Here is a 16,023-nt window from a genome sequence, read left to right as displayed (position 1 = left end):
TGCTCTTCCGATAGCACAGCCGTTAATTGGCTACTTGGACAGTTCGGCCTCAACAGCGGCCAATGCTGCGTCGATACCGGAAGCATCAGAGCCGGAGCCCTGTGCCATTGCCGGTTTACCGCCGCCCTTGCCGCCGACCTCAGCGCCCATCAGCTTCACCAAATCGCCGGCCTTAATACCGCGATTGACGGCTTCATCCGAAACCGAGGCCACAAACGGAACCTTGCCGCCGGCGTTGGAGATCAACGCAATGACGCTTGGGCGATCCGCAAGGCGCTTCGCCAAGTCATTAGCCAGCGAACGGATGTCCTTCATCTCCGTACCGTCGGGAAGCTTAAGTCCGAGGTAGGTGACATCGCCGATGGTGCGAGCGGACTCCAGGTGAGACGCGGCATTGGCCAGCAGCTGTCCGGCCTTGAAATCAGCGAGCTGCTTCTCTGCAGCCTTGAGCTTCTCAGCCAGTGCTGCAATGCGGTCTGGCAGCTCAGCAGACGGAGCCTTGAATTCAGTGGCCAGTCGCTCAGCCAGGAGACGCTCGGTGGACAGGTAGCGGAAGGAATCGATACCCGAGTAGGCCTCAATACGGCGCACGCCCGATCCGACAGAGGACTCGCCCAGCACAGCTACCGGACCAATCTGCGAAGAATGCGAAACGTGGGTACCGCCACACAGCTCAATTGAGAACGGGCCACCGACCTCAACAACGCGGACGATGTCGCCGTAGTTTTCGTTGAACAATGCCATGGCACCAGCGGCCTTGGCCTCTTCCAACGGCATCTCGGCAGTATTGACAGCCCAGTCGTTGTCGACAGCCTCATTGGTAATCTGCTCAATCTCACGGAGCTGTTCCGGTGTGAGCTGCTCACCGTACTTGAAGTCGAAACGGAGGTAGCCCGGCTTATTCATGGAACCAGCCTGAGTTGCAGTATCCCCCAGTACCTGACGCAGAGCACCGTGAATCAGGTGAGTTGCAGTGTGCGCCTGACGAGCACCGTGACGCCACTGCTCGTCTACCAAAGCTTCAGCGGAGACGCCCGGGGTAAACTCACCGGCTGTGACGATGCCCTTGTGCAGCCACAGCTTCTTGCCCACCTTTTGGACATCGTTGATGTGGACCACAGCGCCGGAATCAGTCACGATTCGACCACGGTCAGCCAGCTGACCTCCGGCCTCGGCATAGAGCGGAGTGCGGTCGAGGATAACCTCAATCTCATCGCCCTCTGCGGCAAACGCCTGCTTCTGGCCATCAGCAATGATGCCGAGAATCGTGGATTCGTCGGCAAGCCGATCGTAACCAGTGAAGGACGTCGGGTGTTCATCGATGAACTCGCGGTAGACGTGCAGGTCGGTGTGCGACTGCTTCTTTGCCTGGCTGTCGGCCTTTGCACGCGCACGCTGCTCAGCCATCTCGCGATCGAATTCCTCGCGGTCGATGGTCAGGCCAGCTTCTTCGGCCATCTCGATGGTCAGGTCGATTGGGAAGCCGTGGGTGTCATGCAGGGTGAAGGCGTCGTGACCGGATAGAACGGTTTTACCCTCTGCCTTGGCCTTGGTGGCAGCACGTTCGAACAGCTCCTCACCGGCGGACAGAGTCTTGGTGAAGGTCTTTTCCTCGGCGACGGCGACGCGGCGAATACGGTTCCAGTTCTCCGCGATCTCTGGGTACGACGGGGTCATGGTCTCGGCCGCAATACCAATCAGCTTCTCCAGCACTGGACCGTTAGCGCCGAGCAGACGCGCAGAGCGGATGATGCGGCGCAGCAGGCGACGCAGGATATAGCCACGATCGGAGTTCGAGGGGGTGACACCGTCGAGCATCAGCATCAAGCCGGTGCGGCTGTGGTCAGCGATGACGCGGAAACGGATGTTGTCCTGGTGGTTGGAGCTGTACTTCGAACCGGTGAGCCGCTCAGCTTCGTCGATAACCGGACGCAGCAGATCGGTTTCATAGACGTTGTCGACACCCTGCAGCAGAAAAGCAACGCGCTCGATGCCCATACCGGTATCGATGTTCTTCTTCGGCAGCGGGCCAAGAATCTCGAAAGAGTCCTTGCCTGTTCCTTCGCCACGCTCGTTTTCCATGAAGACGAGGTTCCAAATCTCGATGTAGCGATCCTCGTCCGCCTCTGGGCCACCGTCAGCGCCGTACTCCGGGCCGCGGTCGTAGAAAATCTCTGAACACGGGCCACACGGGCCAGGCACACCCATGGACCAGTAGTTGTCCGCCATGCCTCGGCGCTGAATGCGCTCTTCCGGCACACCAACCTTCTCGTGCCAGATGTCATGAGCCTCATCGTCATCGAGGAAAACCGTCACCCACAGCTTCTCAGCCGGGATGCCAAAGCCGCCGTCCTCAACAGCACCAGTCAGAAGGCTCCATGCATGAGTGATGGCACCTTCCTTGAAGTAATTTCCGAAGGAGAAGTTACCCGCCATCTGGAAGAAGGTGTTGTGGCGGGTGGTGATACCCACCTCTTCAATGTCCAGTGTGCGCACGCACTTCTGAATTGAGGTCGCGGTGGAGAAGTCCGGAGTCTCATTGCCGAGGAAGTAGGGCTTGAACGGCACCATGCCGGCATTAACGAACAGCAGGTTCGGGTCATCCAAAACCAGGGAGGCACTGGGGACCTCGGTGTGTCCCGCCTTTACGAAATGCTGGATGAAGCGATTTCGAATTTCATGAGTCTGCACGGTGTTCTACTTCCTCGTTTCACGTCGAGCGTCCGAGATGTTTAATACAAAACTAGCAGTCTACCCGCTCGGTTCGAGCAACTTTAAAACCACCCCACCGGCACCCCGTAGATTCCGACCGATCTCGCCTACTTCGATTTCCGGCGGCTCCCCCGGATAATTCGGCGAATGCGTCCGAGGTATTCAGCCATGCCGTTTTCACGACCGTGATTGGATGGGACGAAATAATCAGTGCCCACCAACTGATCTGGTGGATACTGTTGGGCGACGACACCCATGGGGTCATTGTGCGGGTAGATATAGTCCACCGCGTGACCAAGGTCCTTAGCCCCGCTGTAATGTCCGTCGCGCAAATGTGGTGGCACCGGTCCGGTCTTCCCGGAACGAACATCCTTCAATGCCCCGTCGATTGCGCTTATGACCGAATTCGACTTCGGTGCTGTTGCCAAGTGAATCGTGGCCTGCGCCAGCGTCAGCCGGGCTTCCGGCATCCCTATCAAGGCAACTGCCTGCGCCGCGGCGACGGCGGTTTGCAGAGCTGTCGGGTCGGCCATACCGATGTCTTCGCTGGCCAGAATTACGATTCGGCGGGCAATAAACCGAGGGTCTTCCCCACCCTCAATCATCCGCGCCAGGTAATGCAGGGCAGCATCGACATCAGATCCGCGAACGGACTTAATAAACGCGCTGGTGACGTCGTAATGCTGGTCGCCGTCGCGGTCATAGCGAACCACGGCTCTGTTGATCGAATTGGCAAGCGACTCAGCGGTAATCTGCTCACCATCGGCGACGGCTTCTGCGGCTGCCTCGAGGTACGTGAGGGAACGACGAGCATCACCAGCTGCCAGCGCAATGAGCTGTTTACGTGCATCGTCTGTCATACTGACGCGACCATTCAGGCCGCGCTCATCGGTAAGTGCTCGATCAATGAGCGTGCCGACGGCTTCGTCGTCCAGTGACTGCAACTGCAACAGCAGTGACCGACTGAGCAGCGGGGACACCACTGAGAAGGATGGGTTTTCCGTCGTTGCCGCGACGAGAAGGACAATCCGGTTTTCCACGGCACCCAACAGGGCATCCTGCTGGGTCTTGGAAAAACGGTGCACCTCGTCGATGAAGAGCACCGTTTGAATGCCCTGGTTAACGAGCGTGCGACGAGCAGTGTCGATAACCGCACGCACTTCCTTTACCCCGGCATTAAGCGCGGAAAGCGCTTCAAAGTGTCGTCCAGTCGCCGCGGAAATCAAACTGGCGAGAGTGGTCTTGCCAGTTCCGGGAGGGCCAAACAAAATAACGGAGGTGTCGCCGCCACCTTCGACCAGACGGCGCAACGGTGCTCCGGGGGCTAACAGGTGGTCTTGACCAACGACTTCATCGAGGTTTCGCGGTCGCATCCGAACCGCCAACGGCGCGTGTGCACCTGGGTGAAAATAGGCGCTCGCATCGGAGTTCAGGCCAGTGCTTGCTGGCCCCGCACTCCGACCTTGGCTCTTGGCCGCTGTAGGTCCGGCGACCGAAGGCTCGTCGAAAAGCCCTGGAGCGTCATCGGCGGAGCCGTTTGCACCGCCTGACGGCAGCTTATTCGGATCCGCCACGTGTGCCCTAGCCTTCCTCTTGCTCTAAGAAATCGATGACTGCATGCGCGAACTGTTCCAGCTCGTCGGCACGATCGTCCTCACACTTATGGGCGAACTGTGCAATCGCGCGAGCCGTGTTAGCCATGTCGCGCCGCTCCAGTGCTGAGCCGCCAACTTCCGGCTTCAGGTCCGTGCGTCCTTCATGCCCCACCCACAGCGCTTGTTTTGGAGAACCGAAGAAGGAAACCGTTGCGGAGATGAAAAACCAACCGAGCAACGCCGCAGCGATGAACGCCATCAAACGGCGGTCGCTCGTGCCGCGATACCAATGGTCACGAATCTCTTCCATCCAGGCACGGACAAACACGTCGACCTCTGCCTCCGATGGACGCTCCACGAAAACGTGCAGCGGGAAGCCTGCGACGACGCTGGCCACGTCGAAGATGACATCGCGGTAACCAGCCCACTCATAGTCGAGGAACTGGACCTTATCCGCCAGCAGAATGTTGTCCGGGGCGAGGTCAAACGGAGTAAACGCCCTATGCGTGCCCTTCTCAATTCGACGAGCAGCATCCTCACCGAAAGAGCGCACAGCGTCGGGAACAGGAATGCCGGACCCCTCGACAGCTCGCATACCAAAGCGAATCCCCGACACAATGCCGTGGTCACGCGCCTCGAGAGCCTCGCGATCGACCTTGTTCTTCACCCACATACGACGACGCAGGGTCTCAAATCCCTCTTCACGAGTATGCGTGTGAATATGCATCCGACCCAGCGAAGCGCCGAGGCTGCGGAATGCGCGCAATCGTCGCTCTTCATCGCCACGAAAGAGTACGTCCGCAAGAGTGTCCACGACACCGACGTCGCTGAGAACCAATAGCTGCTTTGAAACATCGTAAGCAAGAAGCTGAGGCCCCGGGCGGACGTCGTCAGGCAGTGTATTGATGAACTGGTACGCCACGACTTCCCGTAAAACGGCGGGATCGACGCCTTCAGTCGTCGTAGGAATTTGCTTTACGACGACCGTGCGTTCCTGCATAAAGGGATTTGTGGCGACCCGTACGCGGACAACAAGAGCGTTTGACTGACCTGTAAGTACTTCTGGATCCGACAACACTGGAGTGCCGCCGAATCGTGCGGAAAGCAGTGTCTCTGCATCTTTAACTACGCTGTCAACTTCTGCTGCAGCGTCGTCCGAGTACTCCATTGAATGCCCTTTCAATGAGCCAGTTTCAGTCAGGCGATACGGATGTTGCGTTGTGGCCAGTAACGCCTTGGTTAGGAGGAATTGGCGCCACTCGCGCTGTTCACGCTGGAGTGACAGATCACATTCCTCGCAATGTGATTTCTTTGTTTACTTGCTGTCGCCTGCGTCGGCTGCTGCCTTAACGCCGTCTGCCTTCTGCTTTGGCTTCGGCTTGAAGTCGATACCGGTCTCCTTGCGCTGCTGAGCGGTAATCGGAGTCGGGGCGTCAGTCAACGGATCAACGCCGCCACCGGACTTCGGGAAGGCGATAACTTCGCGAATGGAGTCAACGCCGGCCAGCAGGGAAACGATACGGTCCCAACCGAATGCGATACCACCGTGCGGCGGAGCGCCGTACTGGAAGGCATCCAGCAGGAAGCCGAACTGCTCCTGTGCCTCTTCCTCGCCGATGCCCATAACATCGAAGACGCGCTTCTGGACATCTGGGCGGTGAATACGAATGGAGCCGCCACCAATTTCGTTACCGTTGCAGACGATGTCGTAGGCGTAAGCCAGTGCGTTGCCAGGATCCTTGTCGAAGGTATCCATGTGCTCTGGCTTCGGCGAGGTGAAGGCGTGGTGCACAGCAGTCCACTGCGAGTGGCCCAGGGCAACGTCACCGGAAGCGGTAGCGTCGGCAGCCGGCTCGAACAACGGTGCGTCGACGACCCAGGTGAATGCCCAGTCGCCTTCCTTGATAAGGCCGAGCTTCTTGGCAATCTCTCCACGAGCAGCACCCAGCAGTGCACGGGAGCTCTTAGCGTCACCTGCAGCGAAGAAGATGCAGTCACCCGGCTTCGCGCCTACGTGCGCCGCGATGCCTTCACGCTCTGCGTCAGTAATGTTCTTGGCAACCGGGCCGCCCAGAGTGCCGTCCTCCCCAACAAGGATGTAGGCCAAGCCCTTTGCGCCGCGCTGGCGGGCCCAATCCTGCCAAGCGTCGAGCTGACGACGAGGCTGCGATGCGCCACCGTCCATAACAACTGCACCGACGTAATCGTTCTGGAAGACACGGAAAGTGGTGTCCTTGAAGAACTCGGTGCACTCCACCAGCGGAATGTCGAAGCGCAGGTCCGGCTTGTCAGAACCGTACTTCTCCATGGCCTCCTTGAAGGTCATGCGTGGAATCGGGGTCTGAACAGTGACACCGGCCTCGGCGAAGATAGCAACCAGAATCTCTTCTGCCAGCGCAATGACATCGTCCTGCTCGGCGAAGCTCATCTCAACGTCGAGCTGAGTGAACTCCGGCTGGCGGTCAGCGCGGAAGTCCTCATCTCGGTAGCAGCGGGCGATCTGGTAGTAGCGCTCCATGCCAGCGACCATAAGCAGCTGCTTGAACAACTGAGGGGACTGCGGCAGTGCGTAGAAAGTGCCCGGCTTCAAACGAGCCGGCACCACGAAGTCACGAGCACCTTCCGGCGTAGAGCGAGTCAACGTCGGGGTCTCGATTTCGGTGAAGTCGTGGCTGTCCAGCACCTTACGGGCTGCGCGGTTGACAGCCGCACGGAGACGCATAATCTTGGCCGGGCCTTCACGGCGTAGGTCTAGGTAGCGGTACTTCAGGCGGGCTTCCTCGCCGACAGTGCCAGAAGTTCCAACATCCTCGAGCTGGAACGGCAATGCCGCCGACTCGTTGAGGATGGTCAGCTCCGTAACATTGACCTCAATTTCACCCGATGCCAGGTTCGGGTTTTCGGAGCCCTCCGGGCGCTTCTCAACGACACCGGTGACCTGAATGCAGTATTCGCTGCGCAGGTGGTGTGCACGCTCAGCAACTTCGCTGTTGCGGAACACAACCTGGGCGTAACCGGAGCGGTCACGCATGTCGATGAAGATCACGCCACCATGGTCACGGCGGCGTCCTACCCAACCGGTCAGGGTTACTGTGCTGCCGGCGAGGTCAGCGCGGAGGTCTCCGGCAAGATGCGTACGAAGCACTGCGAATTGGTCCTTCCAAAATTGGTGCTATAGGGATTAACGCTGTGGATAGCGGTTTCGTCCGTGTAGTCTACCTTGAAGCCAGAAAGGTGAGAAGAAGACCCCGGCTATTTTGCTTATTACCGGTCATCGCCTTGGGCCTACCTCGGGCTTCATGTACTCACTTAGACAAAGTTCTCCGTAGATCCTGACGTTGATTTACATGCGGATACTATGACGCAGCGCTATTCAATGGCCCGTTTTCCGCACCTTATGCAATAGTCTTACTCCTATGACCTTCCGGAATGACTTCCAAAAGAGCTCGGCTCGTGCCGAGCGACGCTCGGGTGGTGGCCGCGCTATCGCCGTAGGCGGTGGCGGTATCGGCGGCCTTGTCCTCATCGGCCTGTACTTACTTCTCGGCGGCGACCCGGGACAATTGGGACAGCTGACAGGTGCCCAGAACAACCAGTCCTCGCAGACTGCACAGCAGTCCCCTGGCGAGGATCCATGCAAGACCGGCGAAGATGCCAACAGCCGCATCGATTGCCGGATGGAATTCACCGGTATTTCGGTCGACCGAGTCTGGGAAGAACAACTCCCCGCACAGGCCGGCATCGAGTACACGAACCCAGGCTTAGTCCTCTTTGAAGGCTCCACTCAGTCGGGCTGCGGCGCAGCGTCCTCGTCCACCGGCCCGTTCTACTGCCCCGCCGATCAAACGGCCTACTTCGACACGGAGTTCTTTAGCACCCTGGAGCGCATGGGCGGAGGCAACGGACCGCTCGCACAGGAATACGTCGTGGCCCACGAATTCGCCCACCATATCCAAAGGTTGGAGGGCACACTCGGCCGCAGTAACTACAACGAACCGGGCCCCGATTCCGACGCTGTAAAGATCGAGCTGCAGGCCGACTGCTACGCGGGTATCTGGGCTCATTACGCGGACAAGGGGCCGGACGCAATCCTCGAACCGCTTTCCGACGAGCAAGTTGCCGATGCCCTCAAAACTACGAAGGCCATTGGCGATGACACCATCCAGCAGCATTCCGGCGGTGGTGTTCAACCGGACTCCTGGACCCACGGCTCGGCCGAGCAGCGTACGAAGGCATTCCTCACCGGCTACAAGTCAGGAAAGATGTCTCAGTGCGACACTCTCGAGCGCGGCGTCTACAGCTAGACTCCGCACTCAACAAATGCGCGTTTCCTAGATGCGCGACTGCAACTCCTGAACCAGTGCATCTAGGGCGACTGCGTGCTGCTCGTGGGACTCAAGGTTCTTCAGCTGAACCTCGCCCGCGGCCAATTCAGACTCGCCGAGGACCAACGCAAATCGGGCTCCAGCGCGATCGGCACCCTTCATCGCGCCCTTCAGACCGCGGCCGCCGTAGGACATATCTGCGCGGATACCCGCTTGGCGCAGCTTATTGATCTGCACCGCCATAGCGTGAGCGGCTTCTTCACCGAGCGCAACACCATACACATCGACGCGTCGACCATCGCTGGCCTGCTTGCCCTCTGCTTCCAGTGCGAGCAGTGCGCGATCCACACCCAAACCAAAGCCAATTCCAGACAGCTCTTGGCCGCCTAGCTGCGCCATCAGCCCGTCGTAGCGACCACCGCCACCGATACCCGACTGAGCACCAAGGCCGTCGTGAACAAACTCGAAGCACGTCTTGGTGTAGTAGTCCAGTCCGCGCACCATTCGAGGATTGATGACATAGGGCACCTTCATGTCATCCAACAGTCCAGTCACAGCTTCAAAGTGACCGCGAGCGCTGTCAGAAAGGTGGTCCAGCATCAGCGGCGCGTCGGCAAGCATTTCCTGCATTTCCGGTCGCTTATCGTCGAGAACGCGCAGCGGGTTGATGTTTGCACGGTGGCGCGATTCCTCATCCAGAGGCAGGTCAAACAAGAACTCCTGCAGCTTAGCGCGATATTCAGGGCGGCAGGTGTTGTCGCCAAGGCTTGTCAGTTCAAGGCGGAAGCCTTCGAGCCCGATACCGCGGAAGCATGCGTCGGCAAGCGCGATGACTTCAGCGTCCAGCGCAGGATCATCGACGCCGATTGCCTCTACGCCCACCTGCTGCAACTGACGGTAACGGCCTGCCTGCGGGCGTTCATAGCGGAAGAATGGCCCCGCGTAGGAAAGCTTGACCGGCAACTGACCGCGGTCCAAATTGTGCTCAATGACCGCGCGCATCACGCCCGCGGTACCCTCCGGGCGCAGGGTGACCGAACGGTCGCCGCGGTCGGCGAACGTGTACATCTCCTTGGTGACGACGTCCGTCGATTCACCTACGCCACGTGCAAAAAGCCCGGTTTCCTCGAAAATTGGCAGCTCAATGTGCTCATAGCCCGCAAGTCGTGCGCGGTGCTGGAATGAGTTTCGCACCGCCTCGAATTCGCGGGAGACCGGCGGGACGTAATCCGGCACGCCCTTGGGCGCGGAGAATGGCTTCAACTTCTTTGGCTTCTGGCTAGAGTTCACCCCGCTAACTCTACCTGCCAACTCTCACGACGTGTCAGCCAGGCTAGGTGAGGTTTTGCAGGAACGGGTTGGTCGCGCGCTCCTCGCCTATCGACGATGCGGAGCCATGGCCCGGAAGAATCATGAGGTCATCCGCCAGCGGGAGGACCTTATCCTTCAACGACTGCTGCATGTGCTCCGGACTACTGCCCGGCAAATCTACGCGACCGATAGCCCCCTTAAAGAGGACGTCCCCGCTGAAGACAATCTCATCTTCCCCATCGGAAGCGCGCAGCATCACGCATCCCGGAGAGTGACCCGGAGCGTGAATGACTTCGCAATTCAACCCTGCCCACTTTACTTCGTCGCCATCCTCGAAGAAATCGGCTTCCGTATAAGCCTGCATAGAATCGATGTCAAAGAGGTGTCCGAAAGAAGAACCGCCGAGCTTCGGATTGGCCAGCAACACATTGTCGCTTTCGTGAATGAAGACGGGGATATCCCAGAAGTCGGCGGCCTCCGCGACATCGCGGACATGGTCGATATGACCATGGGTCAGCAGAATTGCTTCCGGCTTCCAATCTCGCTTCTCAACCTCGCCGCGTACTACCTCGAACGCCCCCATGCCCGGGTCAACAATGACGCATGGGGTGGACAGGCCGTCCATTTCCGGAGCGCCTGTTGCCACGTAGCAGTTGGTCTGAAAAGGGCCGGCTGCAAAACCAAATATCTCCATGGCGCTCCATTGTAACGATTGTGTACAGCCCCCGGCAGGCTATTTGCGCCTTCCAACAACGGGAAGAGAGCACCTTTCCCCTTGCTCGTTGGCCTGTCATCTCGCAAATGGGAAGCAATCCCGGGCATAATGGTCGATTGTGTACGCGACGGTGACCGACTGAGCTGTTACTTCAAATGCGGTCACTATCAATGGGCAAAATCGTCCGCTGGTGTTCCGTCACCAGCAATAGATGACTAACAGATACGGAGAAAGACTAGTGGCCAATAATGAGCAAAGGCGCAAAGATGCGATGCGGACGCTCGAGCGCGAACTTAAGCGCCGTGCACGTGCCGAGAAGCTGAAGCCACTGGGCGTTGTCGTAACTACCTTGGCTATCCTGCTCTTTATCGGTGGCGGCATCTACTTGCTGACCACGGCTGGCGGCGCTGACGACAATGAGGCCGCTGATGCATCCACGACTCCAGTCGAACCTGCAGCTCTGACAGCTACTCCCGTCAGCGGTGAAAAGGTTCCAATGAAGCGCTCTTCCCCACTTCCGGAAACCGTGACCTGTGACTACCCGGATGATGGCGAGGCATCGAAGGACATAGATAAGCCAGCTACCGACAACGTTCCCGCCACTGGCACTGTAACCATCACCCTGAAGACTAACCAGGGCGACATTCCGATGGAGCTGGACCGCGCTATTTCACCTTGCGGCGTCAATGCAATTGAGCACATGGCCAAGTCCAACTACTTCAACGACACCGTGTGCCACCGTATTACCGGTGGTGGCCTGAACGTTCTGCAGTGTGGCGATCCGACTGGTACCGGTACCGGCGGACCGGGCTTCAAGTTCGCTGGCGAGTGGCCGGTCAAGGATTCCGGCCTGGATCAGAACACCCCGTTGGTGTACCCGAAGGGCTCTATCGCCATGGCAAACCCGAGTGACCCGGATGCCAACGGCAGCCAGTTCTTCCTCAACTGGGCAGATTCTCAGCTGCCTCCGCAGTACACCGTGCTTGGCTCCATGACTGACGAGGGCACCAAGACGGTTGCGGACATTGCGAAGAACGGTATCGAGGGTGGCGGTACCTCTGACGGTAAGCCAGCTAAGGAAGTCCGTATTGAGAAGGCGGAAGTCAAGTAGTTGACTCAACTAACTGATTGAGAAATTAATCAAAAACAGGGTCAAGGTGAATCACCTTGGCCCTGTTTTAGTATCTACGCGGTCTCATCCTTTTTCACATATCGATGGCTACTAAACCGCCTACTGACCAGAAGTAATGCGGTAGACATCGAACACTCCCTCGACACCGCGCAGAATGTTGAAGATATAGCCCATCTGCTTAGTGTCCGAAACCTCGAAGCTAAAACGCATTACGGCAACGCGGTCATCGGAGGTATGAGAGGACGTCGACAGGATTGAGACCTTCTGATCGGAGAAAACGCGAGTGATCTCCGAGAGCAGTCCGTGACGGTCAAGTGCTTCGATTTGCACCGTAACCATGAAGACCGCACCGGAGGAATCCGTTGCCCAGGAAACCTCGATAATGCGCTCGGGCTCCTGGTGCAGTTTCTCCGCATTAGTGCAGTCCGTACGGTGCACGCTGACACCGCCACCGCGGGTGACGAAACCAAAGATGGCATCGCCAGGCACCGGTGTACAGCACTTGGCCAACTTGGCAGCCATATCCGCACTGCCCTCCACAAGCACGCCGGTGCTGTCGGCGCGACGCGGAGTATTGTGCACACTCATCTTCGAAATCGGAGTGCGCGAGACCAACTGCTCTTCGGCATCGTCTGTGCTCGAGAACTGCGCCATCAGCCGGTGAGTCACATGCTGCGCTGAGACCTGCCCCTTACCGATAGCGGTATAGAGCGCATCGACATCCGCATAGTGCAGCTCGGAGGCAATCTGCTTGATGGACGCCGGAGTGAACAGGCGGTGCATCGGCAGACCGCCGCGCTGTACCTCTGCAGCCAGCGCGTCACGGCCGGCATCGAGTGCCTCCTCGCGGCGCTCTTTGGCAAACCACTGACGGATCTTTGCCCGCGCACGTGGAGTTTTAACAAACTTCTCCCAGTCCTTAGACGGACCGGAATCGGCATCCTTGGACGTGAAAATCTCGACGCGGTCGCCAGTTTTTAGCGGTGATTCCAACGCCACTAGCTTGCCGTTGACTTTGGCACCAATACATCGGTGACCTACTTCAGTATGGACCGCGTAGGCAAAGTCGACCGGCGTGGAGTCCGCGGGCAAAGTGATGACATCGCCCTTAGGTGTGAACGCAAAAATTTCAGTGACTGAGAGGTCATAGCGCAGGGAGTCCAGGAACTCGTTAGGATCTGCGGCCTCGCGCTGCCAATCCAGCAGCTGACGCATCCACGCCATCTGATCGACTTCGGCGGAATCTCCCTTGTGAGAGCCCTTGGTTTCCTTGTAGCGCCAGTGTGCGGCAATGCCGTACTCAGCGTTGTAGTGCATCTCATGGGTGCGAATCTGCACTTCTAGCGGGGAGCCACCTGGACCGATGACCGTTGTGTGCAACGACTGGTAAACCCCGAAACGCGGCGCGGAAATATAGTCCTTGAATCGCCCCGGCATGGGTTTGAACAGCGAGTGGACGGCACCCATGGCGGCATAGCAGTCCTTGGTCGTGTCCACCAGAACTCGAAGTCCGACCAGGTCAAAAATCTCGTCGAACTCATGGCCGCGGACAATCATCTTCTGATAAATCGACCAGTAGTGCTTCGGCCTGCCCTGTACCTCAGCAGCAATGTGAGACTCCTTCAGATCCTTCTGAATCATCTCGGAGACTTCCTGGATGTACCGGTCCCGCTGCGGCGCTCGATCTGCGACCAAACGCACAATCTCGTCGTACTTCTTCGGGTACAAAATGGCGAAGGAGAGATCTTCCAACTCCCACTTCACGCTGGCCATTCCCAAACGATGCGCCAGCGGTGCAATCACCTCGAGGGTCTCACGGGCCTTCTTAGCCTGCTTTTCCGGCGGCAGGAAGCGCATTGTGCGCATGTTATGCAGCCGGTCAGCCACCTTGATAACCAGCACGCGCGGGTCCTGGCTCATGGCGATAATCATTTTTCGCACGGTCTCTGCCTCGGCGGCGGAGCCCAACGCGACCTTATCCAATTTGGTCACGCCGTCGACCAACCGTGCGACTTCTGGGCCGAAGTCCCGCTCCAGGTCCTCCAGCGTGTAATCGGTATCTTCGACCGTGTCATGCAGCAGCGCTGCCACCAGCGTGGTGGTATCCATGCCGATCTCGGCCGCAATAGTAGCGACTGCAAGCGGGTGAGTGATGTATGGCTCGCCGGATTTCCGATAGACGCCGTCGTGAAGGCGCTCGGCGGTATCGTAGGCACGCTGAAGCACAGCCAAATCTGCGCGCGGATGCACCTGTCGATGCACCGCGACAAGGGGATCTAGCACCGGGCGGATCTTCGTTCTGTTGCCGGTAAGGCTTCGCGCTAGGCGGGCACCATAACGGCGTGCGGGCCCTTCAGCCATGACTCATTCACCCCTTATTAACCACGTACAGAGGCAGATCAGCAAGCTTCTCCCGAGCTCCCAGGCCTTCAACCTCCAGCACGGTGCACAGCCCGGTTACCTCGACTCCAGCTGTCTCCAGCAGAGCGCGAGCTGCACACAGGGTGCCACCAGTTGCCAACACATCGTCGACAAGTACGGCCTTCTTGCCCTTCAGCTCAAAACCACTAGCCGGAATCTCAAGCGCGGCCGTTCCATATTCCAGTTCATAGGTCTCGGTCAGCACAGGCGGTGGCAGCTTACCCTTCTTACGAATAGCGAGCACTCCCAGTCCGAGCTTGTACGCCACCGCAGAACCCAGCAGGAATCCACGCGCATCTAGGCTGCCTATAACATCAGCCCCGAACTCTTCCACCTTGGCGGAAATCTCGTCCACAATCAGGGCGAACGTCGTGGCGTCGGCAAGCGCCGGCGTCAGGTCCTCGAAGAGTACGCCCTCAACTGGAAAATCGGGCACGAACCGAATCTGATCGGCTAATGCCTCACGCGCGTGTGCATACGACACAGGTTTAAGCTCCTTTTCGGCGAAAAGAAAAAGTGCGGGTACCTGTCAACGATACCCGCACAATGCGCTTTTAAAGTAGTTTCACCCGAACCACTGGGAGGCGCTACCTCCTACTGCCCCGGACGCCAGGACAGCGGCTTGTCTTCATCGCCCTCAAGCTTCGGAGTCGTCACCGTTCGTTTCGACGTCGACTGCTCCATCTCGCTTGCCGACGGCTCCTTCGAGCCCGAGTCCTCCGCAACATCAGTGGTGGCGGAATCGGTGCCCGATCCTGCCCCCTCAGAGGCCTTTGCGCGAGCAGACAGTACCGCCTCTTCATGCTTGCGGTATTCACGCTGCCGCGACTTGAGAGACACCAACAGCGACGAAGCCAGGAAGATCGAAGAGAACGTACCTTGAATAATGCCGATGAGCTGAACGAGTGCAAGGTCCTTCAGCGTTCCGACCCCCAGCATGCCCACGGCGATGACCATCAGTGCCAGGATTGGCAGGAGCGTCGACACCGTGGTGTTGATAGAACGCATGATGGTTTGGTTGACCGCCAGGTTCACCAACTCGGCGTAACTTCTACGGGTCGATGAACGATAGCCTGCCGTGTTCTCGTCGACCTTGTCGAAAACCACGACGGTGTCGTACAGGGAGAACGACAGCACGGTCAGGAGACCGATAATGGTTGCCGGGGTGACGTCAAGACCAATGAGCGCGTAGATTCCCATAATCACGATTGCATCCACAACCAGGGCGAGAATTGCGGCAATGGCCATGTCGCGCTCGAAGTGAATGGTGATGTAGATGAACACCAGACCCAGGAACACCACTGCAGCCAGCAGCATTCGGTTGGTAATCGAAGAGCCCCACGACTCCGACACGGTCGAGTCACCAATGGCATCCGGGGTCTGCTGCCCCTGCACATCGACGGGCTTGAATGCATCATTCAACGCGATACGAGCACTATTAATCTGGTCCTGAGTCAGCTTCTCAGAGGTGATCTCCAGGATTCGGCCCTCACCAGAACCGATAATTTGCACCAGCTCCGGCTTCACGCCGGTCGCCTCGGTGAAAACCTCCTCGGCCTGCTCAGTTGTCACTGAGGCCGGCGGCATAGTCATCTTGGTACCGCCCTCGAAGTCGATACCGAAGCTGAACCCGCGAATCAGCATCGCTGCGAAAGCAACAACGATGATGGCGACGGCAATCTGGTACCAGCGCTTCCGCTTGCCGACGATGTTGATTCCACCCTCGCCGGTGTAGAGGCGGCGGAAAAAGGAGTCGTCTTTCACGCTTTCTGGCTCAGTGATTAGCGCCGGATTCGTCTGAGTAGTATTCAT

11 protein-coding genes are annotated in these 16,023 nt (G+C 58.4%); 2 read left to right on the top strand and 9 right to left on the bottom strand.

The features are described from left to right. Positions 1 to 30: 30 nt before the first annotated feature. The 4 genes from alaS to aspS all read right to left on the bottom strand — a co-directional run bounded on the left by alaS (position 31) and on the right by aspS (position 7,452). Positions 31 to 2,691, bottom strand: a complete 2,661-nt coding sequence (alaS, locus tag CRD18_RS04025) for an alanine--tRNA ligase (protein ID WP_070827691.1) — start codon at positions 2,689 to 2,691, stop codon at positions 31 to 33. A gap of 128 nt (positions 2,692 to 2,819) precedes the next feature. Beyond that, positions 2,820 to 4,145 (bottom strand): replication-associated recombination protein A, encoded by a 1,326-nt coding sequence (locus CRD18_RS04020; RefSeq protein WP_224433708.1) that lies wholly within the window; start codon positions 4,143 to 4,145, stop codon positions 2,820 to 2,822. Between the two features lie 148 nt (positions 4,146 to 4,293). After that, complete coding sequence (locus CRD18_RS04015) at positions 4,294 to 5,475, bottom strand: phosphotransferase family protein (RefSeq protein ID WP_016422694.1); 1,182 nt, start codon at positions 5,473 to 5,475, stop codon at positions 4,294 to 4,296. A 147-nt stretch (positions 5,476 to 5,622) separates the two neighbouring features. Then, positions 5,623 to 7,452 carry an aspartate--tRNA ligase gene (gene aspS / locus CRD18_RS04010; protein ID WP_016422693.1) on the bottom strand — a complete coding sequence of 610 codons (1,830 nt, stop codon included), beginning with the start codon at positions 7,450 to 7,452 and terminating at the stop codon, positions 5,623 to 5,625. A gap of 271 nt (positions 7,453 to 7,723) precedes the next feature. Between aspS and CRD18_RS04005 the strand changes: the two genes are divergently transcribed. Then, complete coding sequence (locus tag CRD18_RS04005; protein ID WP_016422692.1) at positions 7,724 to 8,611, top strand: neutral zinc metallopeptidase; 888 nt, start codon at positions 7,724 to 7,726, stop codon at positions 8,609 to 8,611. A gap of 27 nt (positions 8,612 to 8,638) precedes the next feature. Here CRD18_RS04005 and hisS read toward each other — a convergent pair whose 3' ends face one another. Next, entirely contained in the window at positions 8,639 to 9,922 is a 1,284-nt protein-coding gene (gene hisS / locus CRD18_RS04000) for a histidine--tRNA ligase (protein ID WP_049193738.1), read from the bottom strand. A 43-nt stretch (positions 9,923 to 9,965) separates the two neighbouring features. Then, positions 9,966 to 10,637 carry an MBL fold metallo-hydrolase gene (locus CRD18_RS03995; RefSeq protein WP_049193739.1) on the bottom strand — a complete coding sequence of 224 codons (672 nt, stop codon included), beginning with the start codon at positions 10,635 to 10,637 and terminating at the stop codon, positions 9,966 to 9,968. 292 nt (positions 10,638 to 10,929) lie between these two features. Between CRD18_RS03995 and CRD18_RS03990 the strand changes: the two genes are divergently transcribed. Further along, positions 10,930 to 11,769: a peptidylprolyl isomerase gene (locus CRD18_RS03990; RefSeq protein ID WP_049193740.1), complete on the top strand. Its 840-nt coding sequence runs from the start codon at positions 10,930 to 10,932 to the stop codon at positions 11,767 to 11,769. 120 nt (positions 11,770 to 11,889) lie between these two features. Here the strand turns inward: CRD18_RS03990 and CRD18_RS03985 are convergent, their stop codons facing one another. The 3 genes from CRD18_RS03985 to secF form a co-directional block, all read right to left on the bottom strand. Next, positions 11,890 to 14,151 (bottom strand): bifunctional (p)ppGpp synthetase/guanosine-3',5'-bis(diphosphate) 3'-pyrophosphohydrolase, encoded by a 2,262-nt coding sequence (locus CRD18_RS03985; protein WP_049193688.1) that lies wholly within the window; start codon positions 14,149 to 14,151, stop codon positions 11,890 to 11,892. Between the two features lie 7 nt (positions 14,152 to 14,158). Next, complete coding sequence (locus CRD18_RS03980) at positions 14,159 to 14,695, bottom strand: adenine phosphoribosyltransferase (protein WP_016422687.1); 537 nt, start codon at positions 14,693 to 14,695, stop codon at positions 14,159 to 14,161. 110 nt (positions 14,696 to 14,805) lie between these two features. Beyond that, entirely contained in the window at positions 14,806 to 16,023 is a 1,218-nt protein-coding gene (gene secF, locus CRD18_RS03975) for a protein translocase subunit SecF (protein WP_049193687.1), read from the bottom strand.

Origin of the sequence: Corynebacterium sp. LK31, from assembly GCF_014335015.1 — a bacterium.
GTDB lineage: Bacteria > Actinomycetota > Actinomycetes > Mycobacteriales > Mycobacteriaceae > Corynebacterium > Corynebacterium jeikeium_D.
The sequence above is the reverse complement of the archived record's forward strand: the minus strand, read 5'-3'. Positions and strand labels throughout refer to the sequence as shown.

Bases quoted from the DNA above. Each gene is read 5' to 3' on its own strand.
- CRD18_RS04005 (WP_016422692.1), top strand. From the start codon at position 7,724: ATGACCTTCCGGAATGACTTCCAAAAGAGCTCGGCTCGTGCCGAGCGA.
- CRD18_RS03985 (WP_049193688.1), bottom strand. From the start codon at position 14,151: ATGGCTGAAGGGCCCGCACGCCGTTATGGTGCCCGCCTAGCGCGAAGC.
- CRD18_RS04015 (WP_016422694.1), bottom strand. From the start codon at position 5,475: ATGGAGTACTCGGACGACGCTGCAGCAGAAGTTGACAGCGTAGTTAAA.
- secF (WP_049193687.1), bottom strand. From the start codon at position 16,023: ATGAATACTACTCAGACGAATCCGGCGCTAATCACTGAGCCAGAAAGC.
- CRD18_RS03990 (WP_049193740.1), top strand. From the start codon at position 10,930: ATGCGGACGCTCGAGCGCGAACTTAAGCGCCGTGCACGTGCCGAGAAG.
- CRD18_RS03995 (WP_049193739.1), bottom strand. From the start codon at position 10,637: ATGGAGATATTTGGTTTTGCAGCCGGCCCTTTTCAGACCAACTGCTAC.